18 protein-coding genes are annotated in these 24,739 nt (G+C 70.8%); 8 read left to right on the top strand and 10 right to left on the bottom strand.

The annotated features are described in order from the left end of the window. The first annotated feature begins 36 nt into the window (after positions 1–36). The 5 genes from ACI2LY_RS09170 (at position 37) to ACI2LY_RS09190 (ending at position 8,260) form a co-directional block, all read left to right on the top strand. Positions 37–3,495 (top strand): nitrate- and nitrite sensing domain-containing protein, encoded by a 3,459-nt coding sequence (locus ACI2LY_RS09170; protein ID WP_404706629.1) that lies wholly within the window; start codon positions 37–39, stop codon positions 3,493–3,495. Between the two features lie 10 nt (positions 3,496–3,505). Beyond that, entirely contained in the window at positions 3,506–3,919 is a 414-nt protein-coding gene (locus ACI2LY_RS09175) for a roadblock/LC7 domain-containing protein (protein ID WP_005479603.1), read from the top strand. Between the two features lie 94 nt (positions 3,920–4,013). Beyond that, complete coding sequence (locus tag ACI2LY_RS09180) at positions 4,014–4,583, top strand: DUF742 domain-containing protein (protein ID WP_388994991.1); 570 nt, start codon at positions 4,014–4,016, stop codon at positions 4,581–4,583. Further along, positions 4,564–5,145 carry an ATP/GTP-binding protein gene (locus ACI2LY_RS09185; protein WP_388994994.1) on the top strand — a complete coding sequence of 194 codons (582 nt, stop codon included), beginning with the start codon at positions 4,564–4,566 and terminating at the stop codon, positions 5,143–5,145. The genes ACI2LY_RS09180 and ACI2LY_RS09185 overlap by 20 nt, the downstream gene beginning before the upstream one ends. Positions 5,146–5,242: 97 nt before the next feature. Then, positions 5,243–8,260 carry an NACHT domain-containing protein gene (locus tag ACI2LY_RS09190; protein ID WP_404706630.1) on the top strand — a complete coding sequence of 1,006 codons (3,018 nt, stop codon included), beginning with the start codon at positions 5,243–5,245 and terminating at the stop codon, positions 8,258–8,260. 53 nt (positions 8,261–8,313) lie between these two features. Here the strand turns inward: ACI2LY_RS09190 and ACI2LY_RS09195 are convergent, their stop codons facing one another. From ACI2LY_RS09195 to ACI2LY_RS09205, 3 genes are all read right to left on the bottom strand, one after another. Beyond that, positions 8,314–8,505 carry an acyl-CoA carboxylase subunit epsilon gene (locus ACI2LY_RS09195; RefSeq protein ID WP_404707294.1) on the bottom strand — a complete coding sequence of 64 codons (192 nt, stop codon included), beginning with the start codon at positions 8,503–8,505 and terminating at the stop codon, positions 8,314–8,316. Between the two features lie 23 nt (positions 8,506–8,528). After that, a complete protein-coding gene (locus ACI2LY_RS09200; RefSeq protein WP_404706631.1) occupies positions 8,529–10,112 on the bottom strand; it encodes an acyl-CoA carboxylase subunit beta in 1,584 nt (527 codons plus the stop codon). A 278-nt stretch (positions 10,113–10,390) separates the two neighbouring features. Further along, positions 10,391–10,888, bottom strand: a complete 498-nt coding sequence (locus ACI2LY_RS09205) for a hypothetical protein (protein WP_404706632.1) — start codon at positions 10,886–10,888, stop codon at positions 10,391–10,393. A 238-nt stretch (positions 10,889–11,126) separates the two neighbouring features. Here ACI2LY_RS09205 and ACI2LY_RS09210 point away from each other — a divergent pair, with 238 nt between their 5' ends. Next, positions 11,127–11,735 (top strand): YceI family protein, encoded by a 609-nt coding sequence (locus ACI2LY_RS09210; protein WP_404706633.1) that lies wholly within the window; start codon positions 11,127–11,129, stop codon positions 11,733–11,735. Positions 11,736–11,826: 91 nt separating this feature from the next. Here the strand turns inward: ACI2LY_RS09210 and ACI2LY_RS09215 are convergent, their stop codons facing one another. Beyond that, the gene (locus ACI2LY_RS09215; RefSeq protein WP_404706634.1) at positions 11,827–13,206 is read right to left on the bottom strand and encodes a hypothetical protein; all 1,380 of its coding nucleotides are present in this window, start codon (positions 13,204–13,206) and stop codon (positions 11,827–11,829) included. Positions 13,207–13,265: 59 nt separating this feature from the next. After that, on the bottom strand, positions 13,266–16,289 hold the full coding sequence (locus ACI2LY_RS09220) for a glycoside hydrolase family 3 protein (RefSeq protein WP_404706635.1): 3,024 nt from the start codon (positions 16,287–16,289) through the stop codon (positions 13,266–13,268). Positions 16,290–16,554: 265 nt separating this feature from the next. Between ACI2LY_RS09220 and ACI2LY_RS09225 the strand changes: the two genes are divergently transcribed. Both ACI2LY_RS09225 and ACI2LY_RS09230 read left to right on the top strand, forming a co-directional pair. Then, the gene (locus tag ACI2LY_RS09225) at positions 16,555–18,423 is read left to right on the top strand and encodes a ricin-type beta-trefoil lectin domain protein (protein WP_404706636.1); all 1,869 of its coding nucleotides are present in this window, start codon (positions 16,555–16,557) and stop codon (positions 18,421–18,423) included. A gap of 80 nt (positions 18,424–18,503) precedes the next feature. Next, positions 18,504–19,169, top strand: coding sequence for a GPP34 family phosphoprotein (locus tag ACI2LY_RS09230; protein ID WP_404706637.1), 666 nt, complete (start codon positions 18,504–18,506; stop codon positions 19,167–19,169). 24 nt (positions 19,170–19,193) lie between these two features. On the opposite strand, the gene cimA is transcribed toward ACI2LY_RS09230, so the two are convergent. The 5 genes from cimA to ACI2LY_RS09255 all read right to left on the bottom strand — a co-directional run bounded on the left by cimA (position 19,194) and on the right by ACI2LY_RS09255 (position 24,703). After that, positions 19,194–20,798: a citramalate synthase gene (cimA, locus tag ACI2LY_RS09235; RefSeq protein ID WP_404706638.1), complete on the bottom strand. Its 1,605-nt coding sequence runs from the start codon at positions 20,796–20,798 to the stop codon at positions 19,194–19,196. A gap of 354 nt (positions 20,799–21,152) precedes the next feature. Next, positions 21,153–22,241, bottom strand: coding sequence for a branched-chain amino acid aminotransferase (locus ACI2LY_RS09240; RefSeq protein ID WP_404706639.1), 1,089 nt, complete (start codon positions 22,239–22,241; stop codon positions 21,153–21,155). A gap of 291 nt (positions 22,242–22,532) precedes the next feature. Continuing rightward, a complete protein-coding gene (locus tag ACI2LY_RS09245; protein WP_404706640.1) occupies positions 22,533–23,576 on the bottom strand; it encodes a 3-isopropylmalate dehydrogenase in 1,044 nt (347 codons plus the stop codon). An 85-nt stretch (positions 23,577–23,661) separates the two neighbouring features. Continuing rightward, complete coding sequence (locus ACI2LY_RS09250; protein ID WP_279614272.1) at positions 23,662–23,793, bottom strand: hypothetical protein; 132 nt, start codon at positions 23,791–23,793, stop codon at positions 23,662–23,664. Positions 23,794–24,043: 250 nt separating this feature from the next. Beyond that, positions 24,044–24,703: a maleylpyruvate isomerase N-terminal domain-containing protein gene (locus tag ACI2LY_RS09255; protein ID WP_404706641.1), complete on the bottom strand. Its 660-nt coding sequence runs from the start codon at positions 24,701–24,703 to the stop codon at positions 24,044–24,046. Between the last annotated feature and the right edge of the window lie 36 nt (positions 24,704–24,739).

Below are 24,739 nucleotides of genomic sequence, written 5' to 3' on the forward strand. Positions count from 1 at the left end.
CGACAGGTGCCGACCCGCCGAGAGGTTGTTGGTCGAGTGAGGCGAAGCAAGAACGGTCCCGAGCCGTCGGCACGGGGCAACTTCACCCCGCCGCCGCGCGCTGCGGCGCCCACCCCAGCGGTGGCCGGACCGGAGCCGGAGGCCGCTCCCGCGTCCAGCGGGGGCCGCTTCTCCCCGCGCAACTGGCGTGTGCCGACCAGGCTGAACGCGATCCTGCTCATACCCGTGATCGTCGCCCTCGTCATGGGCGGCTTCCAGGTGAAGAACTCGATCGACACCTGGCAGGACGCCCAGGACGCGGAGAACACCGCGATCCTGGTGCGCGCGTCCCTGACCTACGCGGACGCGCTCTACAACGAACGTGACGGCAGCGCCGCTCCCCTGCTCAAGGGCAAGGCGGCCACCGCTCAGGACAAGGCCACGGTCGACGCGGTCCGCAAGAACACCGACCAGGCCGCCGCCGCCTTCAACGAAGCGGCCCAGAACATGCCGGCCAAGCCCGGTCTCGAGCGCCGCCTCAAGCTGTTCCGCGAGTCCGAGCCCTTCCTCCAGACGCTGCGCGCGGGGGCCTACACCCCGAAGTTCACCGGCGCCCAGACCGAGGAGGGCTACGTCAAGGTCGCCCACCCGCTCATGGAGTTCGCCAACGAGCTGGGCCTGGGCACCGGCAACATCACGTCCTACGGCCGTACCGTCTACGCCGTCTCGCTGATGAAGTCGGCGCTGTCGCTGGAGCGCGCGATCGGCATGCACATGCTGATCAAGCCGGGTCCGGACGCGCCGAACCTGGCGAGCCAGCGGGTGGCCCTCTCCTCCTACGCCTACCTGGAGGGCATCGCCGCCGGTGAGTACATCGGCGGTGGCACCCAGGCCGACGCCGACCGGCTGGAGCAGGAGAAGCGCGACATCCAGAACCAGGGTGCCGCGCTGGCCGCCGAGGCCAAGGCGAAGGACCCCTCGTACAAGGCGCCCCCGGCCGACCCGCAGAAGATGGTCGCCGCGGTGGTCCAGATCAGCTCGACCGACCCGGTGGAGCGGCAGCAGCTCGCCACCCAGGGCATCACCCCGGCCAACTGGTGGGCGGTCAACACGCTGAAGTTCAAGGCGTACCGCTCCATCGAGTCGGACATGTCCGACCGCGCGGTGAGCGACGCCTCCGCCATCGCCGACGACGCCCGCAACGCCGCGATCATCACCGGTGTGGCCGTCATCCTGGTCCTGCTGCTGGCCTTCATCCTGGCCGGTACGGTCGCCCGCCAGATGAGCCGCGCGATGCGCCAGCTGCGCAACGCCGCCTTCGGCATCGCCGAGCAGCGGCTGCCGATGCTGGTCGACCAGCTCTCCCGTACCGACCCGGGCCGGGTCGACACCCGGGTGGCCCCGATCCCGATCCACACCAAGGACGAGATCGGCGAGGTCGCCCGCGCCTTCGACCAGGTCCACCGCGAGGCGGTGCGGCTCGCCTCCGAGCAGGCGCTGCTGCGGGGCAACATCAACGCGATCTTCACCAACCTGTCGCGCCGCAACCAGTCGCTGATCGAGGGCCAGCTGACCCTGATCACCGACCTGGAGAACAACGAGGCCGACCCGGACCAGCTGGAGAACCTCTTCAAGCTGGACCACCTCGCGACCCGTATGCGCCGCAACGGTGAGAACCTCCTGGTCCTCGCCGGTGAGGAGCCCGGCCGCCGCTGGGACCAGCCGGTCCCGCTGGTCGACGTGCTGCGCGCCGCCTCCTCCGAGGTGGAGCAGTACGAGCGTGTCGAGCTGTCCGGCGTCCCGGAGGCCGAGATCCACGGCCGCGCGGTCACCGACCTCGTGCACCTGCTCGCCGAGCTGCTGGAGAACGCCACCACGTTCTCCTCCCCGCAGACCAAGGTCCGCGTCACCGCGACCCGTCTTCCCGACGGCCGCGTCATGATCGAGATCCACGACAAGGGCATCGGCCTCACCGCCGAGGACTTCGCGGACATCAACCACAAGCTGGCCAACCCGCCGACCGTGGACGCCGCGATCTCCCAGCGCATGGGTCTGTTCGTGGTCGGCCGGCTGTCCGACCGGCACGGCATCCGCGTCCAGCTCCGTCCCTCGGGCGAGCAGGCCGGTACGACCTCCCTGGTCATGCTGCCCGACGCGATCACCCACGGTGGTGGCGGCGAGACGCAGCTGGACCGCGAGGAGTTCACGGTCTCGCAGATCATCCCGGAGCAGCAGTTCGGCGGCGAGAGCTTCAGCCCGCAGCCGCAGGCGCAGAACCAGGCGCAGCCGATGCGTACGGCGGCGGAGCTGGGCTTCGACGACAGCCGCTACACCGAGGTCCCCGACGACATCAGTGGTCTGGACCCGGTCGGCCGCTCCCTGGTGCGCGACGAGCGCCGGGCGGCCCTGGAGGCCCAGACGCACGGTGAGCCCGAGGGCGCGCAGCCCGGCTACCAGGACGGCTTCGCCCCGAACGGCGGCTACGGCGACGGCGCGGGCTTCCCCGAGCAGCAGCAGCCGCAGCAGCAGGCCGGTGCGTTCCAGGAGCAGCAGGCGTACCAGGAGCAGCAGCAGCCCGCGTACGACGAGCAGTACTTCGCGCAGGACGGCGCTCCGCGGCAGAACGACGGTTTCGCCCCGAACGGCGGCTACCCGCAGTCCGGTTACCCGGAGCAGGGCCAGAACACTCCCGCGGCGGACGCCTTCGGCGGCTCGTACGAGGGGCAGTCCTTCCAGGACGACTGGCCGCAGCAGAACGGTTACCAGAACGGCTACCCGGCCCAGTACGCCGCGGAGCCGGAGCAGGCGCCGCAGCCCGCCGAGTCCAATGAGCGCGGCCAGGCCGGCCACGGCGCCTTCGAGCGGCCCGCCGCGGGCGGCACGACCAACGCGGGCCTGCCCCGCCGCGGCGGCCCGAACGGCGCCGCCCCGATGGGCGGTGCCCCCGGACTGAACCTGAACGGCCCCAGCGGACTGGGTTCGAGCGGCCTCGCCGCCAACGGACTCAACGGTTCGCACGGGCTGAACGGTTCGGGCGGGCTGAACGGCTCCGGTGGCGCGAACGGCGCTCCGCACGGCCGCCAGGAGGCTCCGGCCCCGGCGGGCGGCGGCAACGGCGAGGGCCCCGACGACTGGCGTTCGGCCAACGACGAGCGCTGGCAGCAGGCTTCGCAGCTGCGCAAACCCAAGGCGGGCGGGGTCACTTCCTCCGGCTTGCCGCGGCGGGTTCCCAAGGCCAACCTGGTCGAGGGCACCGCCGAGAGCACCCCTCAGGGGGGCCCACAGGTCTCCCGTGCCCCGGAGGATGTCCGGGGCAGGCTGAGCAATCTGCGTCGAGGCGTCCAGCGCGGACGCAGCGCAGGCAGTGAAACGAACGGCCAGGCCACCACCAATCAGCACGGTGGGCCTGACAGCACCTACGACCAGCGCGGACGCAGCGCAGGCAGTGAAACGAACGGCCAGGCCACCACCAATCAGCACGGTGGGCCTGACAGCACCTACGACCAGGAGCGTTAGTGTGAGCCCGATGAGCCAGGCGGCACAGAACCTTAACTGGTTGATCACCAACTTCGTGGACAACACTCCGGGTGTGTCCCACACCGTGGTGGTCTCCGCCGACGGACTCCTTCTGGCGATGTCCGAAGGCTTCCCCCGCGACCGCGCCGACCAGCTCGCGGCCGTCGCATCCGGTCTGACGTCCCTGACGGCAGGCGCCTCCCGCATCTTCGAGGGGGGCAGCGTGAACCAGACGGTTGTGGAGATGGAGCGGGGATTCCTGTTCATCATGTCCGTATCCGACGGTTCCTCGCTGGCGGTTCTGGCCCACCCGGAGGCGGACATCGGCCTCATCGGGTACGAGATGGCCCTTCTGGTGGACCGTGCGGGCACGGTCCTCACCCCGGACCTTCGTGCGGAACTCCAGGGCAGCCTTCTCAACTAACAAGCGGACGGTGCGCGTTCGCGTCCCGGGGCCGTAAGGTCTTGGGACGCGGCTCCACAGCGATGGATGCCCGGCACAGTCGGAGGAGGAGAAAGTGGCAACACCCCCAGGCGGTTCGTCTACGGGTAACTGGTCGTACGGTCCCGCACAGGGACAGGACGGCGGTTCGGCGAACCGGTACGGCGTTCCCTCCGCTCCCGACCACCGGCAGCCGTACGCGCCACAGGGCCCCGGCCCCGGCGGGTACGACCAGCCGTCGGGGCCGCGCATCCAGCCGGTGCAGCCCCCGCGCCGCTCCGAGCCCTCGGCGGCCCCCGCCGCGTCCAACCCCTTGGTGCGTCCGTATGCCATGACCGGCGGCCGGACGCGCCCCCGCTACCAGCTCGCCATCGAGGCGCTGGTGCACACCACCGCAGCTCCGCACCAGATGCAGGGCCAGCTGCCCGAGCATCAGCGGATCTGCAACCTGTGCCAGGAGATCAAGTCGGTGGCCGAGATCTCGGCCCTTCTGACGATCCCCCTCGGCGTGGCCAGGATTCTCGTCGCCGACTTGGCGGAGGCGGGCCTGGTCGCCATCCATCAGCCCGGCGGCGACGAGAACGCCGGAGGCCAGCCAGCCGTGACATTGCTCGAAAGGGTGCTCAGTGGACTTCGCAAGCTCTAGCGGAGGGCCTTCCCGCTCCACCACCTCCGCGAAGATCGTGGTGGCCGGCGGCTTCGGCGTGGGCAAGACCACGTTCGTGGGCGCCGTGTCGGAGATCAACCCGCTGCGCACCGAGGCCGTCATGACGTCCGCCTCCGCGGGCATCGACGACCTCACCCACACCGGGGACAAGACCACCACGACGGTGGCCATGGACTTCGGCCGCATCACCCTGGACCAGGACCTGATCCTGTACCTCTTCGGTACCCCCGGACAGGACCGCTTCTGGTTCATGTGGGACGACCTCGTACGCGGCGCCATCGGCGCCGTCGTACTCGTCGACACCCGACGCCTCGCCGACTGCTTCCCCGCGGTCGACTACTTCGAGAACTCGGGCCTGCCGTTCGTCATCGCCCTCAACGGCTTCGACGGCAACCAGCCGTACAACCCCGACGAGGTCCGCGAGGCGCTCCAGATCGGCCCGGACGCCCCCATCATCACCACGGACGCCCGCCACCGCGCGGACGCCAAGAGCGCGCTGATCACCCTGGTCGAGCACGCCCTCATGGCCCGCCTGCGGTAGCCACCCCACGTCGAGGGGCCCTTTCCACACCGGAAGGGGCCCCTTTGTCGTACCCCGCTGCCACACTGGATCTCCAGTCGGTGCGAAGGGGGACGCGATGGTGGGCGAGACGGCGGCGCTGCGGCTGGGTTCGACCGTGGCGAGGGCGGCCGCCCAGATGTGGCTCGGGGGCAAGCGCCGCGAGCAGGAACGCACGCTGGACATGGCGGAGCTGATCCGGCTGCGCGTGTCCGGGCTGCGCTTCCAGCGGGGTGTGCGGCGGCAGTTCGACGAGATGGCCGACGCGGTCTACGACCGGCTCGCACCGTTCCTGGAGCGGGAGTTCCCCGGACTGGAGGAGAACAGCCGCCGGGCCGTGATCGACGCGGTGTGCGACACCTTCGCGGCGGCGGACCTCTCCGACGAGGCGATCCTCGCGGCGGACGCGAAGCCCGCGGAGATCGTCCGGCGCCTGACGGGTGCGGCACGCCCTCCGGTCGGCCTCGGCGAGGCGGAGAGCAGGCTGTACGAGCTGCTGTTCGCGGAGTGCGTCGAGTACTACGTACGGATCGTGCGGGGGCTGCCCGTCTTCGAGGAGCGGACGCTGAGCGAACTGCTCGCGCGTACGACGTCGTTGGGCGCGGAGATCGCGCGGGTGCTGCAACGGCTGCCCGACCGTTCGCTGTTCGCCCCCGAGGGCACGGACCGGGACGGCGAGTTCCGGCGCCGCTATCTGGAGCTGGTCAGCACCACCCTGGACGAGGTGGAGCTGTTCCGGCGCACCTCCGACCGGGCGGGGGCGCAGGTGCGGCTCTCGGTGGCGTACGTCAGCCTGCGGGCGACGGGGGACGAGATACGGGCGCGGCGCGAGGGGGTGAGGCGTGCGCTTCCGCTGCTGCGGCCGGACATGAGCGACTGGGAGAACTCCGGGGGCGAGGGCGCCGGGATGCGGGTGGAGGCCGCGCTCGGTGGTCCTACGCGGGTACTGCTCCGGGGTGAGGCGGGGTCCGGGAAGACCACGCTGCTGCGGTGGCTGGCGATCACTGCGGCGCGGGGCGCGTTCACCGGGGAGCTGGCCGACTGGAACGGGCTGACGCCGGTCTTCGTGAAGCTGCGGGAGTACAGCGGGCGGGCGCTGCCGACCCCGGAGGCGATGCTCGACTCGGTGGCCGGGCAGATCACCGGCGTGATGCCGAAGGCGTGGGTGGAGCGCCAGTTGGCCGACGGGCGGGCGCTGCTGCTGATCGACGGGGTGGACGAACTCCTCGACGCCGAGCGGCGGGGGGTGCGGGAGTGGCTGCGCAAGCTGCTGGCCGCGTATCCCGAGGTGCGGATGGTGGTGACCTCGCGTCCGGCGGCGGCCGGGGCGGACTGGCTGCGCCGGGAGAAGTTCACCGCGCTGCACCTGGACCGGATGGCGCCGCCCGACCTCGCGGCGTTCGTCCGGCAGTGGCACCAGGCGGTGCGCGAGCTGGGCGAGGAACTGCCGTGCCCGGTGGAGGAACTCCCGCGCTACGAGCAGTCGTTGCTGAACAGCCTGAAGGACCGGCCGCATCTCCAGTCGCTGGCGGGGACTCCGCTGCTGGCGGCCATGCTGTGCGCGATGCACCTCAACCGGGGCAGCCAGCTCCCGCGCGACCGCATGGAGCTGTACCGCAACGCCCTCCACACGCTGGTCCATGAGCGGGACGCGGACCGGAACGTGCCGAGCGCGGTGGACAGCGGGCTGAGCCTGGGCGACAAGGTGGTCCTGCTGCGGGACCTCGCCTGGCGCCTCTCCGACAACAACCGCAGCGAAATCTCCCTGGACCAGGCGGCCCTGCACGTCGGCCAGAAGCTGGCGGGGATGCGGCACCTGGACTCCCTCCAGGACGGCGCCACGGTCCTGGAGAGCCTCCGCGACCGCTCCGGCATCCTCCGCTCCCCCGCCCTCGGCCGCCTGGACTTCGTCCATCGCACGTTCCAGGAGTACTTGGCAGCGGAGGAGGCGGCTGAGGAGGACCGGATCGGCAACCTGGTCGGGCGGGCGCATTTGGATCTGTGGCGCGAGACGATCATCATGGCAGCGGGCCACGCGAATCGACCTCAGCGGGAAGAACTACTGACCGGCATCCTCGACCGGGCCGTTGCCGAACCCCGGTGGACCCGCAAGCTGCGCCTGCTGGCGGCGGCGTGTCAGGAGACGGTGCCACAACTGTCCGAGGAACTGGCCGGGCGGGTCGACACGGCGGTGGAAACGCTCCTGCCAGCGCGCCGCGAGAGCGATCCGGCGCAGCTGGCAGCGGTAGGGACCAGCCTCCTGCGCAAGATGCCGAAGTCGCTCACGGAGCTGACGGAGAAGGCCGCTGTGCAGACGGTGCGGACTGTGGCACTGATAGGGGGGTCCGAGGCACTCGGACTGCTGTCGAGCTACGTGGGCGACAACCGTGACCACGTGGTGGGGCAACTGATCCAGAGCTGGAGCTACTTCGATCCAGACGCCTATGCCGATGCCGTGCTGTCCGGTGTTCAGCTCGCGAATCACGATGTCGTCCTCAAGCATTCGGGCCAGTTGCGCGCCTTGAGGCGGCTGGCGCCCACTCATGTCGACATCCGTTTCCCACTGGGCGATCTGGGCGCACTGCGGATTCTGCCGCCTCTTAATGACCTAGCCCTGTGGTCGCTGACTGGCGAAGCAGACCTGTCGCTGATCCCCCACATGCCCGACCTCGATACGTTGGTTCTGGACGGCGACGCGGCGTTCACTCATATGGAGACGCTCGAACTCTTCTCATCTCTGCGACACCTCGCCATATGTGTCCGGAACATCTCCGATCTCAGCAGCCTGCGCCTCGCGGAGAAGACCAGCCACCTATCGCTTTGGGACATCCACGGCGGCACCGACCTCGCGCAATGCCACACCGCGCTCTCCACCCTGGACCGTCTGTACGTGTGGGCCGCCGACTCCTCGCCTGTGAACCTCACCGCGCTGCCTGCAGTGCCGGTCCTTCAACTGCAAAGGGTTGACGTCCGGGCGTGGCTGGAGACGCCGGACTTCAAGCCCCCCAAAGTGAAGCAACTGATACTTCTGGACTGCCTGCTCCCCGACGATCGCGGTGCCCTGGACTTTCCCGGTGTCGAGGTGCGCATCATCTAAGGCTGGCACGCCGAAGGGCCCCTCCAGAACGGAAGGGCCCTTCGAAGCGAAGCTCAGTGCCAGCTGTGTGGGGCGCGGAAGCCGCCCTCGCGTTCCAGGCGGCGCCAGCCCGCGCGGGGGCGGGGGCGGTGGGTGGGGGGCTCGGTGGGGCGGGCGGCGGCTCGGGCGAGGAGGACTGCCGTTATGGCGGCGACCTCCTCGGGGTCGGCGAGGCCCTTTTCGACGCGGATGTCGGCACTGGTCATGGCGGTGGGCTCCGGGGTCTCGGTCACTGGGGCGGGTTGCCGTGCTTGCGGGAGGGCAGGTCGGCGTGCTTGGACTGGAGCATCGCCAGGGACTTGATCAGCACCTCGCGGGTCTCGGCGGGGTCGATCACGTCGTCGACCAGGCCGCGTTCGGCCGCGTAGTAGGGGTGCATCAGCTCGGCCTTGTACTCCTTGACCATCTTCTGCCGCATCGCCTCGGGGTCCTCGGCGTCGGCGATCTGACGGCGGAAGATGACATTGGCCGCGCCCTCGGCACCCATCACCGCGATCTCGTTGGTCGGCCACGCGTAGGTCAGGTCGGCGCCGATGGACTGGCTGTCCATCACGATGTACGCACCCCCGTACGCCTTGCGCAGGATCAGCGAGATCCGCGGCACCGTCGCGTTGCAGTACGCGTACAGCAGCTTCGCCCCGTGCCGGATGATCCCGCCGTGCTCCTGGTCCACGCCCGGCAGGAAGCCCGGCACGTCCAGCAGCGTGATGATCGGGATGTTGAAGGCGTCGCACATCTGCACGAAGCGTGCGGCCTTCTCCGACGCCTCGATGTCCAGCACACCCGCGAGGACCTGGGGCTGGTTGGCGATGATGCCGACCACCTGGCCGTCCAGCCGGCCCAGCGCGCAGATGATGTTGCGGGCCCAGCGCTCGTGGACCTCGAGGTAGTCGCCGTCGTCGACGAGCTCCTCGATCACCTTGGTCATGTCGTAGGGCCGGTTCCCGTCGGCCGGGACCAGGTCCAGCAGGACGTCGCCGCGCCGGTCGGCGGGGTCGGAGGACTCCACCCGCGGCGGGTTCTCCCGGTTGTTCTGCGGGAGGAGCGAGAGGAGGTAGCGCACCTCGCCGATGCAGGTCTCCTCGTCGTCGTACGCGAAGTGCGAGACACCCGAGGTCTCCGCGTGCACGTCCGCGCCGCCCAGGCCGTTCTGCGTGATCTCCTCACCGGTGACCGCCTTCACGACGTCCGGACCGGTGATGAACATCTGCGAGGTCTCACGGACCATGAACACGAAGTCGGTGAGCGCCGGACTGTAGGCCGCGCCGCCCGCGCACGGGCCGAGCATCACGCTGATCTGCGGGATGACACCCGACGCCCTGGTGTTGCGCTGGAAGATACCGCCGTACCCGGCCAGCGCCGAGACGCCCTCCTGGATACGGGCACCCGCGCCGTCGTTCAGCGACACCAGCGGAGCACCGGCCGCGATGGCCATGTCCATGATCTTGTGGATCTTCGTGGCATGCGCCTCGCCCAGCGCGCCGCCGAAGATACGGAAGTCATGGGCGTACACGAAGACCGTACGGCCCTCCACCGTGCCCCAGCCGGTGATGACACCGTCGGTGTACGGCTTCTTCGCCTCCAGGCCGAAGCCGGTGGCGCGGTGCCGACGCAGCTGCTCGACCTCCTGGAAGGAGTCCGGGTCGAGAAGCAGCTCGATACGCTCCCGAGCCGTCAGCTTGCCCTTGGCATGCTGCGCCTCGGTCGCCTTCTCACTGGGGCCCGCCAGGGCCTGCGCCCGGATCACGTGCAGCTCGGCGACCCGCCCGCGCGCGTCCGCCGGCTCGCCCGTCGTCTCTTCCAAAACGGTCATGTAGTGACCATACGAAGGACCACGCGAAAACCAGGCCGTCGACTCCGTACAGTCTCCGGAGCGTTTTCCTGGTACGACCGAACAGAACCGGGCCGTGATGCAGGCGTTCCGACTGCTCAGAGGGCGCTGTCTTTGTAGGGCTGCCACAAAGTGGGGGGTGTCACAGACCCCCGGATTCCTGGGTGGGACATGCCATCCCCGGAGTGACACGGGGACACCCGGACGGCGGAACGGGGCGCCTCGGCAACCCTACCTTCCGCCGTCCGGAGCGCGTCGGCTCAGCAGCCGCCGCAGTTGTAGTACAGGACGTCCCAGTGGTTGCCCTCGTCGGCGTAGATGTTGCCCGACCCGGACTGGTACTGCGGCGCGCCGTCCCCGCGCAGCCCGATGTAGGTGAAGTTGTTCTTGATGTACGAGGTCATGCAGGAGACCTTGCCGAAGTCCAGCTTGTAGCCGTTGTAGTGCGAGTAGGTGCCGGAGGCGTGGCCCACCTCGGTGCCGCCGGTGATGTTGAGCGCGCAGCCGCTGGACCGCTTCAGGGTCTGGGCACCCTGGGCGGTGGAGAGGTTGAGCTGGTCGAACGACGTACAGCTGGAGTTCTGGCGGTTGGAGCAGCCGCCGGAGGACGACCAGGTGAGGCCGACGTCGCGGAACATCTGGGTGGCGGTGGCGTGGCTGATCTTGGTGACGGCGAAGGCGTCGGATGCGGTGCCGACCACGGCGACGCCAGGGGCGACGACGAGGGCGAGCGCGGTCAGGACGGAGCGGACCTTCATGAAATGACCCTTCCTGCGGTTGGCCGTGCTTGCTGTGGGGCGGCTGTGCAGGTGGTGCAGACAGATGGTGCCCGAGTTCTACGCGCGTCCGCCAGAGGGCGTACACGACAACTGTGCGTAAGACTGAGAACACGCACCGGATGATGTTGAAAACCGAACTGAATGGGTCTACGGTGGCAGACGTCGAGTTCGTTGAACGTTAAACAGACTCTCCCCGCACTCTCTCAAGGAGCACACCATGGGCATCTTCGGCCGCAAGGACAGCACCCCCGGGACCACCGCCGCCCCCACCGCCACGGGCACCGGCCTGGCCGCGCCGACCGGCGACTACACCATCGACCCCGCGCACACCTCGATCGGCTTCACCGCGCGGCACGCCATGGTCACCAACGTCAAGGGCAGCTTCACCGAGTTCTCCGGCTCGCTGCACCTGGACGGCGAGAACCCGGCCAAGTCCACCGCGACGCTGGACGTGGTGATGGACAGCATCGACACCGGCAACGCCGACCGCGACGGTCACCTGAAGTCCGCCGACTTCTTCAAGACGGACGAGTTCCCGACGATGACGTTCCGCTCCACGAGCGCGGAGTCCCTCGGCGGCGACGACTACCGCATCACCGGCGACCTCTCCATCCTCGGCGTGACCCGGCCGATCACCATCGACCTGGAGTTCAACGGCGCCGCGACCGACCCGTTCGGCAACGAGCGCGTCGGCTTCGAGGGCAAGGCCGAGCTGCTGCGCTCCGAGTGGGGCCTGACCTGGAACGCGGCCCTGGAGACGGGCGGCGTGCTGATCTCCGACAAGATCAAGCTCAGCTTCGACGTGTCGGCCATCAAGAACGCGTGAGCCCACGGCGGTCCGGCCGCACCACGCGCGAGCGCCCCGCTCCCTCCGACGAGGGGGACGGGGCGCTCACGCGTCTGCGGGGTCCGGCGGCTCAGAAACCTCCGCCGCCGAAGTCCCCGCCGCCCCCGAAGTCGCCGCCACCGCCGAAGTCCCCGCCGCCGCCGAAGCCGTCGCTGAAGCCGCTGGGGTCGAAGTCGGTGCCGGACACGTCGCCGCCCTGGAAACCGCCCTGGTCCCCGAAGTCGCCGTAGCCGCCGCCGAAGTCGGCCGCGTAGGACGGGGTGGCCATCATGCCGCCGAGCATGGTGCCGACGAGCAGGCCGGGCAGCAGGCCGCCGCCGAAGTAGCCGCCCGCCCAGGGGCCGTAGGCCGGACCCGCGTCCCAGTAGGGGCGGCGGCCGTACTCGGTCTCCACCTCGCGGGCCGCCGGTTCGCGGCCGTCGGCGAGGCGGGTGGCGTCGGCCGCGCACACCGGCACCTCGCGGGTGCTGCCGCCGGACGGGGTCCAGGCGGCGTCGGTGACGGAGGGGCCGTGCCGGGGGTCGAAGAAGCAGGGCGGGCGCCGCTCGGGCAGGGGCCGCTTCTCCCGGCGGGCGCCGAGCACGGCGAGGGAGAACCGGCCGTCCTCCAGCGCCTCGGTGACCCCGCGCACGTCCTCCGGCTTACGGGCCTCGCCCATGCGGCGCTTGGCGTCGTCGTAGGCGTTCAGCGCGTTCTCGTAGTCGGTGCGCATCGCGTCGTCGGCGCCGGGCTCGCCGGGCTGGAAGTCGAGGCGGTCGAGTTCCTCGCCGAAGGCGGTGATGTCCTCGTCCACGACGACCCGGAGCCGCTCCAGCGCGGCCTGCTGCTCCGCCTCGCGGCGGCGACGGTTGCGGCGGCTGAGGGTGTAGACCCCGGCGCCGCCCGCCACCACGACCGCCCCGGCGACGATCAGCGCCGTGGTGGAGACCCCGCCGCCGTTGTCGGAGGACCCCCAGGAGGAGGGAGCGTCGCCGCGTACGGTGTCGAGCGCGCGGTCGGTGAAATCGGTGAGCTGGGCCTTGGCGCCCTCGCCCCGCACGCTGGAGACCAGGTTCTGGCGGGCGGTGGCGGAGATGACCGAGGGGTCGGCGCCCGCGGCGAAGCGGTCGCCGACGCGGATGCCGTACAGGCCGGTGACGCCGGTGGCCGAACGGACGTCACGCAGGACGGTCCTGGTCGGGTGGTCGGCGGGCAGGACGACCACGAACACCGGCTTGTCGGCGTCCTTGATCTTCTTGGCGAGCGCGTCGGCGTCGGCGCGGGAGAACTGTCCCGAGGCGGCCGGGTCGACGTAGACCGGGCTCTTGCGCAGGGCCTGGCCGATGGTGGAGGCGCTGGTGACGGCGCTGGCTGCCGGTGCGAACGCGAACAGGGGCACCAGGGCCATCGCCAGCGCCGCGAGTATGAGTGCGGGGAGGCTTCGGGCGCGGGTCGAGAGCACGGCCTTCATGCTTCGACGCTACCCGAAGCCTCCCCCATTCGGTCGAGTGTACGAACTTACGATGCTGGTCAGCGGGTTGCGCGGTACGCCTGGAGCAGCTTCAGCAGTGCCTGACCGTACCGGCCGGTGAGCAGTGCGTGATCGGCCTCGGCGAAGGGCTTCGCCACGGCCGCCGTGATGCGCTGGCCCACCTTTTGCTGGACGATCAGCCGGGCCTGGTCGACCAGTTCGCGTCCCCGGCGGTCGTCGTGCCTGCGCTCGGCGGTCGCGGCCGCCGTGCCGAGGGTGGCCAGAGCGGCCGAACCGCCCTTGACCTTCGTGGTCAGACCCCACCCGTAGGGGTACTGCGGGTCGTACGTGCTGTCGCCCACGTTGATCGGGAGCTGGGCCTCGCCGCGCGGCCAGGTGACGGGGAGCTGGCCGGTGAAGGGCCGCTTGCCGTAGAGCACGTCGGCGACGCCGCCGCCCTCGGTGCCGGGCAGCCAGGAGGCCACCAGGGCGTCGATCTTCCCGAGCCGGTCCCCGATCAGCAGCGGGCGGCCGGAGACGGTGAGCACCACGCACTTCATGGCGCCGCACACCTTGTCGACGGCGGCCTGGTCGGCGGCGGACAGGGTCAGCTCATGGCTGTTGCCCACATCGCCGACGCCCTCGGCGTAGGGGGTCTCCCCCACGACGACCACGCCCACGTCGTTCCCCGCGGTCGGCGCGGAGGCGTCCTTGGACCAGGTGACCTTCCCGCCCGCCTCACGGATACCGGCGAGGATGGTGGTGCCCTGGGTGATGTTCCCGGAGGAGCCCTGCCAGGTGATGGTCCAGCCGCCGGACTGGTTGCCGATGTCGTCGGCGTTGGACCCGGCGACATACACCTTCTGGCTCTTGCGCAGCGGCAACAGGCCGCCGTCGTTCTTCAGCAGCACCTGGGACTTGGCGACGGCCTCGCGGGCGATGGCCCGGTGGGCCGGGGAGCCGATGGCGGCGGCGCCGGAGGTGTCGGCGTAGGGGTGCTCGAAGAGGCCGAGGCGGAACTTCTGGGTGAGGATGCGGGAGACGGCGTCGTCGATCCGCCGCTCGCTGACCCGGCCCGCCTTCACCTCGGCGGTGAGGGCCGCGGTGAACTCCTTGTAGGTGTAGGGGACCATCATCATGTCGACGCCCGCGTTGACCGAGGTGCGGACCTGGGTCGCGTAGTCGCCGGGGAGCTGGTCCACGGCGTTCCAGTCGCTGATGACGAAGCCGTCGAAGCCCATACGGCCCTTGAGCACGCCGTTGAGCATGTCGGCGCGGGCGTGCATCTTGACCGGGCCGCGTCCGTCGCCGACCACGTCGAGCGAGGAGTACGAGGGCATCACGGTGCCGACGCCCCGGTCCACGGCGTCCTGGTACGGCGCGAGGTGCACGGCCTCCAGCTGCTGCCGGGTGAGAGTGGAGACGCCCTGGTCGACGGTGTAGGTGCCGGTGCTGGAGGAGCCGTAGGCGGTGCCGCCGTCGGCGACGAAGTGCTTGGCGGTGGCCAGCACCTTGTCGGCGCGGGCGAGTTCGCTGCCGTCCGCCTTGCCCTGGAGGCCCTGGATCACCGTCTCCATGGACTCGACCAGTGCCGGGTCCTCACCGAAGGACTCGTAGGAGCGGCCCCAGCGTTCGTCGCGGCTGACGCAGAGGCAGGGCGCGAAGTCCCAGGGGATGCCGGTGGCGCGGACCTCGGAGGCGGTCACCACCCCGGCGCGCCGGGCGAGTTCGGGGTCGCGGGTGGCGCCGATGCCGATGTTGTGCGGCAGGACGGTGGCGCCGGTGAGGTTGTTGTGGCCGTGCACCGCGTCGACGCCGTAGATCAGCGGGACCTGGAAGCGGGTGGCCTGGGCGCGGAGCTGGAAGCCGTCGATCATCTTCGCCCACGCGGCCGGGGTGTTCGGGGTGGGCGTGGAGCCGCCGCCGGAGAGCAGTGAGCCCAGGTCGTAGGCGGCGATGTCGTTCTGGTCGGAGACGGCGCCGCGCTCGGCCTGGGTCATCTGACCGGCCTTCTCCGCGAGCGACATCCGCCCGAGCAGGTCGGCGACGCGCTTGCGCACCGGCAACTTGCTGTCCAGGTACGGCAGTCCGTGGGCGTCGATGACGATCTTCGGGTTCTCCGCGGGGGCCTTGGCGCCGGTGACGGTGAGCCCGAGCGGGATGGTCTCGGCGGACTCGGCGGTGCGGTCCTTCAGGGTGGTCACCTTCACGGTCCGGGAGGTCCCTGAGGGGGTGCCGGCCGGGAAGGTGAGGGTGCCGTGGGCGGGGGCGTAGTCCTTGCCGGGGCGGGCGGTGCCCTCGCCGGTGGCGTAGGCGACGGTCACCGGGGAGGTGACGGGCTTGGCATCGGTGGTGGCCAGGGTGACGCGGACGCTCGCCGTGCCGCCCTCCTTGACCGGGCGGACGGCGCTGTCGGTGGCGACGGAGGCGCGCAGCGCCGGGTCGGCGGCGCCGTACAGTTCGACGCCGTCCATGGCGAAGCGGCCCTTGACGCCGGTCGGGAGGGTGACGGCGTAGCCCCACATCTGGGTGAGGCCGAGGACGTGGTCGATGCCGCCGACGGGCTGGTAGTCCGTGCGATAGGTGAACGCGGAGAACGGCAGCTCGATCCGCTTCCAGCCGGTGAAATCGTCGGTGAAGGAGGCCGTCCACAGCTCGGACGCCTCGCCGTGGGCGCCGCCGTCCTTGATCTCGAACGTGATCTTCTTGCCGCTGTTCTGTCCCTCCCACCACAGGCGGACGCCCCGGTGGGCGGACCAGTCGTGGGCGGGGGCGGTGGCGGCGTAGTCGTGGGTGAAGCCGCCGTAGCCGCTGATGTCGTAGCTTCCGGTGAGCACCTTGGCGCCCTCGGGGGCGTCGGGGCGGGCGGTCAGCGCCAGGGTGGGCGGGTCGTCGCTGTCGCCGCCCCAGGTGAAGATGCCCTCGGCGGGCTGGGCGGCGAAGGGCACCTCGCCCTCGAAGCGGTCGACCGGCACGGGGGCCGGGTCGGGACCGTCGGCGCCGGAGGCGGTGGCGATGCCTCCGGCCAGCGGGAGCAGTGCGGTCAGCAGAGCGGTGGAGACGAGCAGGGCGGTTCTGCGCATGGACCTTCCCTCGGCTCTGGGTTCACTCAGGACATAGCGTTCACTCAGGACTTAGCTCACGGCTTGAGTGAACTGGGGTCACCTGATCCCCGTCAACCCTTCGCACGTGACATGACGCTCCGTCAACTTGCGCAAGATCGCTACGAGTTGTGCGTTCGCCTTCTGAATGCGCGAACCCTTGACGCGGCCCCGGAGCCGTCATTTACTCACGGCTCGCACGGCCGCTGTTCCCTCATCCCCCCACCTCTTCGAAGGGCGGCGCCCCATGAGACGACCCCTGCGTCCGGCCCGGCTGCTATTGGCCGCGCTGCTGACGACGGGCGGGATCACCACGCTCGCCACCCCGGCCGCACACGCGGCGGGCGAGCCGGTCACGGCCTGGCTGACCACCACCGACGACTCCGCCGGACGGCATGTCGTACGCGGTCTGGAGCCGCAGACACCGTTCGCCTTCTCGGCAGGCGCCGGAGGCGGTGGCGAGAACATCACGGTGGACGAGAACACCCGCTACCAGACCTTCACCGGCGGCGGGGCCTCCTTCACCGACACCGCCGCCTGGCTGATGAACGGCAGCGGCGCCCTGTCCCAGGCGACCCGCGACGCCACCATGCGCAAGCTGTTCTCCCCCACGGACGGCATCGGCCTGTCCTTCCTGCGCAACCCGATGGGCGCCTCCGACCTGGCCCGCTCCGGCTACACCTACGACGACGTACCGGCCGGGCAGACCGACCCCTCGCTGGCGAAGTTCTCCCTCGCCCGTGACCTCGCGGACGTCCTCCCGCTCACCAAGCAGGCCCGCCAGCTGAACCCGAACCTCACGGTGATGGCGTCCCCGTGGACGGCCCCGGCCTGGATGAAGGACAGCGGCTCCCTCAACGGCGGCTGGCTGAAGGCGGAGGACTACGGCGCCTACGCCTCGTACTTCGTCAAGTACCTCCAGGGCTGGCGCGACCAGGGCGTGCCCGTCTCGTACGTCACCGCGCAGAACGAGCCGACCTGCTGCTCGGGCTACCCGTCGATGAGCTGGAACGCCAGCGGGCTGGCCTACTTCACCAAGAGCGAGCTGCTGCCCAAGCTCCAGCAGGCGGGCCTGTCGACCAAGGTCCTGGCGCACGACTGGAACTGGGACACCTACGACTCCTACGCCGCCCAGACCGTGGACGACGCGGCCGTGCGCAGCCACCCCAACTTCGGCGGCATCGCCTGGCACGGCTACGGCGGCGACGTCAACAAGCAGACGACCGTGCACAACCAGTACCCCGCGCTGGACGCCTTCGCCACCGAGCACTCCGGCGGCACCTGGATCGCGGACCAGCAGCGCGAGGACCTCTCCGACATCATCAACTACACCCGCAACTGGGCGAAGTCGGTGACCAAGTGGTCCCTCGCGGTGGACCAGAACATGGGCCCGCACAACGGCGGCTGCGGCACCTGCACCGGCCTGGTCACCGTGCACAACGGCGACGGGCGCAGCGGAAGCGTGGACTACACCGTCGAGTACTACGACATGGGCCACCTCACCAAGTTCGTCCGCCCCGGCGCCCAGCGCATCGCCTCCACCGCGTCCTCCGCCGTGCCCAACGTGGCCTGGCGCAACCCGGACGGAAGCAAGGCGCTGATCGCGTACAACGGCGCCACCTCGGCCAAGCAGGTGACGATCAACTGGGGCGCGCAGCACGCCACTTACACCCTGCCCGCCCGCACCTCCGCCACCTTCACCTGGGCGGGCGGCCAGTCCGGTGACAGCTCCCGCACCGGGGCCTTCGCGGGGCTCGCGGGCAAGTGCCTGGACGTGGCGGGCGGTTCGAGCGCCAACGGCACGGCGGTGCAGCTCTACGACTGCAACGGCAGCACCGCCCAGCAGTGGACGGTCGCCGCGGACGGCTCGATCAAGGCGCTCGGCAAGTGCCTGGACGTGGTCTCCGCGTCGACCGCGAACGGCGCCAAGGTCCAGCTTTACGACTGCAACGGCACCGGCGCCCAGCGCTGGTCGTACAACGCGGGCACCGGGGACGTGGTGAACAGCGCGGCGGACAAGTGCCTGGACGTCACGGACAACTCCTCGGCCAACGGGGCGCGGGCCCAGATATGGTCGTGCACCGGGGCGGCCAACCAGAAGTGGACGCTGAGGTAGCCGAGGTAGGCGGTCCCGGGTTTCCGGCGCGGGTGATGGTGGTACCCGCGCCGTACCGACCGTGACCGGGGAGCTTCGAGATGACCACTCCGCAGGATCTGCTGTTCGTCACCCTGGACGTACCCGCCGACCGGCCCGTGGAGCAGGGGGATCTGTCGCTGGCGCTGGCCGCGGCGGAGCTGTTCGACCTGCTCACCGCCCAGGTGGTCACCCTGCGGGACGACCGGATCGCCCCCGTCTCCGGTCATCTCACCGGCGACCCGATGCTGGACAAGGCGGCCGCGGCACTGATCCGCACCGAGCCGTACGAGAGCGCCGAGGACTGGCTGTGGCGGCGCGGGGACGGGCTCTCCGCCGCCTACCGCGACGAGCTGGAGCACGCCGAGCCGTCGGGCTCCGGTCTGCGGCAGCTGTTCCGGCGCGCGGACCGGTCGGTGGACCGGATCGACTCCGACGCCCGGCGGCACGCGGCCGACCGGTGGGCCCGGCACGAGCCGCTGCTCGTGGGGCTCGCCGCGGCCCTCGGTATCGAGGAACCCGAGCACGGGGAGCCCGAGCACGAGGAGGCCGAGCACGGGGAGCCCGAGCACGAGGAGGCCGCCGCGCACGCCGAGGACGACAAGATGGACGACCGGGTGGCGGTCGTCCTCGCCGCGCTCGGCGAGGCGCTGACCGAGCTGGAGGGGGTACGGCAGCGGCGGCGGATCGAGGAGGACGCGTTCGACAACGTCTGGCGCGCCCCCTGACCGCCGCCGGTCCCGCCCGTCGGGCTACTCGGCCGGTGCGACGCCCGCGCGCAGCAGCCCGTAGGTGCAGGCGTCCTCCAGGGCCTGCCAGGAGGCGGCGATGACGTTCTCCGCGACGCCGACCGTGGACCACTCCCCCGCGCCGTCGCTGGTGGAGATCAGCACCCGGGTGATGGACCGGGTGCCGGAGGCGCCCTCCAGGATGCGGACCTTGTAGTCCACCAGCTCCAGCTTGGCGAGCTGCGGGTAGATCTTCTCCAGGGCCACCCGCAGCGCCTGGTCGAGGGCGTTGACCGGGCCGTTGCCCTCGGCGGTGGCGACGATCCGCTCGCCCTTGGCCCACAGCTTCACCGTGGCCTCGTTGGCGTGGGTGCCGTCGGGGCGGTCCTCCACGATGGCCCGCCAGGACTCGACCTCGAAGTACTTCAGCGGCGCGCCCTGGGCCTCGGCGCGCAGCAGCAGCTCGAAGGAGGCGTCGGCGGCCTCGTAGGTGTAGCCCTTCAGCTCGCGTTCCTTGACGCGCTCGACGACCCGGCCGATCAGGGCGCGGTCGCCGCCGAGGTCGACGCCGAGTTCCCGGCCCTTCAGCTCGATGGAGGCCCGCCCGGCCATGTCGGAGACGAGCATCCGCATGGTGTTGCCGACCCGCTCGGGGTCGATGTGCTGGTACAGGTCCGGGTCGACCTTGATCGCGGAGGCGTGCAGACCGGCCTTGTGGGCGAACGCGGAGACACCCACGTAGGGCTGGTGGGTGGAGGGCGTGAGGTTGACGACCTCGGCGATGGCGTGCGAGATCCGGGTGGTCTCGCGGAGGTGGCCGTCGGGGAGGACCTTCTTGCCGTACTTCAGCTCCAGCGCGGCGACGACGGGGAAGAGGTTGGCGTTGCCGACGCGCTCGCCGTAGCCGTTGGCCGTGCACTGGACGTGGGTGGCGCCCGCGTCGACGGCGGCGAGGGTGTTGGCGACGGCGCAGCCGGTGTCGTCCTGGGTGTGGATGCCGAGCCGGGCGCCGGTGTCGGCGAGGACGGTGCCGACCACGGCGGTGATCTGAGCCGGGAGCATGCCGCCGTTGGTGTCGCACAGCACGACCACGTCGGCCCCGGCCTCGGCGGCGGTGCGCACGACGGCCTTGGCATAGGCGGGGTTGGCGCGGTAGCCGTCGAAGAAGTGCTCGCAGTCGACGAAGACCCGGCGGCCCTCGGCGCGGAGGTGGGCGACGGTGTCCCGGATCATCTCCAGGTTCTCGTCGAGCGTGGTGCGCAGCGCCAGCTCCACATGCCGGTCATGGGCCTTGGCGACCAGGGTGATGACGGGGGCGCCGGACTCCAGCAGCGCTCTGACCTGCGGATCGTCGGCGGCTTTGGCGCCGGGGCGGCGGGTGGCGCCGAACGCGACGAGCACCGCGTGCTTCAGCTTCAGCTCCTCGCGGGCGCGGGCGAAGAACTCGGTGTCGCGCGGGTTGGCGCCGGGCCAGCCGCCCTCGATGAAGCCCACGCCGAAGTCGTCCAGGTGCCGTGCGATGGCCAGCTTGTCCGCGACGGTGAGGTTGATGCCCTCGCGCTGCGCGCCGTCGCGCAGCGTGGTGTCGAAGACGTGGAACGAATCGTCGAGCTCGCTGGTTGCGGTCATGGTCTGAAGGCTCCTGTTGTGAATGTCGGTCTTACCGGAAATGACCGGCTCCACCGTTCCCCCCATGGTCCCTCGCGCTCCGCGTCCGGCTGCGGTTGGGCCGGAAAACGAAAAAACCCCTCGCGGGTGCGAGAGGTCTGCGCGCGGGTCGAGGACGACGGTGCCACCCGCATCTGGTCGTGCGAGGTGGTCACTGCGGACCGGCGCGCCTGCTGCCCATAATCATGGTGAGCGAGAGCACGCGGGCAGTCTGGCACAGAACGCCCACCGTCCCACGGGGTGTCTCACCATGCGGGCCGCGCTGTCCAGAAGGGACCGCCCCGGAGCCTCCAGGGCGGTCCCACGTACGGGTGACTAGCCGATGCGGTGCATCCAGCCGTGCGTGTCCTCGCTCTTGCCGCGCTGGATGTCGAGCAGGGCCTCGCGGAGGCGGAGGGTGACCTCGCCGGGCTCGCCGCCGCTCTGCTTCCACTCGGCACCGGCCCGCTTGACGGTGCCGACCGGGGTGATCACGGCGGCGGTGCCGCAGGCGAAGACCTCGGTGAGGGTGCCGTTCTCGGTGTCGCGCTGCCACTGGTCGACCGAGATCCGGCCCTCCTCGGCCTCGTAGCCGAGGTCGCGGGCGACGGCCAGCAGGGAGTCACGGGTGACGCCCTCCAGGATGGAGCCGGTGAGGGTCGGGGTGACGATCTTGTCGCCGTAGACGAAGCACAGGTTCATGCCGCCCAGTTCCTCGACCCACTGGTGCTCGACCGCGTCGAGGTAGCAGACCTGGTCGCAGCCCTTCTCGGCGGCCTCGGCCTGGGCGAGCAGGGAGGCCGCGTAGTTGCCGCCGGTCTTGGCGTCGCCCATGCCGCCGGGGACGGCGCGGACGCGGTCCTCGGAGACCCAGATGGACACCGGCTTCACGCCGCCCGGGAAGTAGGCGCCGGCCGGGGAGGCGATGACGAGGAAGAGGTACTCGTTGGACGGCTTCACGCCCAGGCCGACCTCGGTGCCGATCATGAAGGGGCGCAGGTAGAGGGAGTCCTCGCCGCCGTGCGCGGGCACCCAGTCGATGTCCTGGGCGATCAGCGCGTCGCACGCCTCGATGAAGGTCTCCACCGGCAGCTCGGGCATGCCGAGGCGGTGCGCGGAGCGCTGGAAGCGCAGGGCGTTCTGCTCGGGCCGGAAGGTGGCGACCGTGCCGTCGGGCTGGCGGTACGCCTTGAGGCCCTCGAAGATCTCCTGCGCGTAGTGCAGGACGTTGGTGGCCGGGTCGAGCGGGATCGGCGCGTACGGGACGAGCTGGCCGTCGTGCCAGCCGCGGCCCTCGGTCCACTTGATCGTCACCATGTGGTCGGTGAAGCGGCGGCCGAAGCCGGGGCTGGTCAGGATCGCCTCGCGCTCCGCGGTGGCGAGCGGGTGGGCGGAGGGCTTGAGCTCGATCGTGGGCGTCGTCATGGGCGGCAGTCCTTCTCTTCCTGGCGTGGGACGGGCGGCCCCGGCTGTGCGGCCGGTGCCTGAAGGTCACCCCCGGCAAAAGCGCGGCACCGGTGGTGGCGGGCCGCGCTCACGCCGTCCGGGCATTCCCTCATATCGCGGCTCCGCGTTCGATTATCGCGCGGAGGGGGCGCCGTAAGGAATCGGGGTGAATACGACCCAGGGGTTCGATGGTGGCACCCGGCACGGGCACAGCAAAGGGCCGCCGGGCGCCTGAGGCGACCCGGCGGCCCTTTGACGGGGCCTTACGGGTCAGCCGGTTACCCGGCCTACGAGCGCGTCGCCGATCTCGGCGGTGGTGCGGGGCGGTAGCCCGGCGCGCTCGGTGAGGTCGGCGGCAACGGCCGCGTCCACGCGGTCGGCCTCGGCGTCGTGGCCGAGGTGGCGCAGCAGCAGGGCGACGGAGAGGACCGTGGCGGTGGGGTCGGCCTTGCCCTGTCCGGCGATGTCCGGGGCGGAGCCGTGCACCGGCTCGAACATGGACGGGTACGCGCGCGTCGGGTTGATGTTGCCCGACGCGGCCACACCGATGCCGCCGGAGACGGCCGCCGCGAGGTCGGTGATGATGTCGCCGAAGAGGTTGTCGGTGACGATCACGTCGAAGCGCTCGGGATCGGTGACCAGGTAGATGGTGGCCGCGTCCACGTGGATGTACTCGGTGGTGACCTCGGGGTACTCCTCGGCCACCTTGTGGAAGACGTTGGTCCACAGGTGCCCGGCGAAGGTGAGCACGTTGTTCTTGTGGACCAGGGTGAGCTTCTTGCGCGGGCGGGCCTGGGCGCGGGCGAAGGCGTCGCGGACGACGCGCTCGACACCGTAGGCGGTGTTCACCGAGACCTCGGTGGCGACCTCGTGCTCGGTGCCGGTGCGGATGGTGCCGCCGTTGCCCGTGTAGGGGCCCTCGGTGCCCTCGCGGACCACGATGAAGTCGATCTCCGGCTGACCGGCGAGCGGGGTGGCGACGCCGGGGAGCAGCTTGGAGGGGCGCAGGTTGACGTGGTGGTCGAAGGCGAACCGGAGCTTCAGCAGGAAGCCGCGCTCCAGGACGCCGGACGGCACCGACGGGTCGCCGATGGCGCCGAGCAGGATCGCGTCGTGGGCCTTGAGGGCGTCGAGGTCGGCGTCGGTGAGGGTCTCACCGGTGGCGTGGTAGCGCCGGGCGCCGAAGTCGTACTCCTTGGTCTCCAGCTTCACGTCCTGGGGCAGGACAGCGGAGAGGACCTTGAGACCCTCGGCCACGACCTCCTGGCCGATGCCGTCCCCGGGGATGACTGCGAGATCGATGCTGCGAGACATGTCCGGCACCCTACTCCGCGTCCCACGGGATGACACGGACCGTCCGCGATGCGGACAACGGACGGTCCGTACGGCGCGGCGCGGCTCAGTGCCCGGTCTCGCCGCCGTTGTCCCGGCGGTCGAGGGCACGCTGGAGGGCGGCCGCGGCCTTGGCGCGGTCGGTCTCGTCGGAGCGGGAGGTGTGGCGCACGCGGCGGCGGACGGTCGTCTCGGCCATGGGAAATCGACTCCTTCGACAGAGTGGTTGCACGGCAGCGATGAGCTGTGAGACGCCGGAAGATGCGGGGAGCGCACGCCACAGGGATTGCCTGCGCGGGGCGCGGCTCACGACCGCCATTCGCTGGATGGAGCGATTCGTTCGGCTCATCCCAAGCTAAGGGACCGGGCCGCGCCTGTCTGCATGATTACTCGGACTTCCTACTATCTGAGACAGCGAGTCGCCTCACCTGCGGTTTTCCGGCCGGGGCTCAGCCGATGACGAACGGCAGACGGGCGGCCAAGGCACCGAGGGTGGTCCGCTCCTCGGGGGTCGGGGGGCGGCGGCCGGTGGCGAGGAGAAGGACGTCCGTGTCGGACAGGGCGGCGGGGAAGGGCTCGCCCGTGATGCGCTCCAGGAGGGCGCGGGCCTCGGCCAGGGGTGCCGGGGGTGGGGGCGGGGCGTCCGGCAGGTGGGCGGTCAGGTCCAGGTGGTGGAGGGTCCACTCCAGGACGTACGCGGAGAGGTAGTCCCCGGCGGTGAGGACCTCGCCCTGGGTGCCGACCCGCGCGGCCGGGTCCGCGAGGCGAGCCGCGCGTCCGGCGGCGGAGCCCACGTCGTCCAGGTGGAACCGCAGCAGGGCGGGGTCCTCGTAGGCCGCCGCCAGCCGGACGGTCAGGGCGTCCAGGGGGTCCTCGCCGGTGGGCGGGGTGTGGGTGACGGTCCAGTACGTCGCCGCGTCGCGGGTCGGTGCGGTGGCGGCCGGGGTGGCGAGGGTGATCAGCACGTCCTGGGCGTCGATGACCAGGTGGCACACCAGGTCGCGGACGAGCCAGCCCGCGCAGCCGGAGGGTCGGCCGAAGTCGTCGTCGGCGAGGTCCGCCACCGCCGCCAGCAGGGCCGACCAGGAGGCGGAGAAGCTGTCGTCCATGGGCGGACGCTAGCAGCGGCCGGACAGCACGACGGC

It is taken from the genome of Streptomyces sp. NPDC002176, assembly GCF_044903645.1.
In the GTDB taxonomy this organism is placed as follows: Bacteria; Actinomycetota; Actinomycetes; order Streptomycetales; family Streptomycetaceae; genus Streptomyces.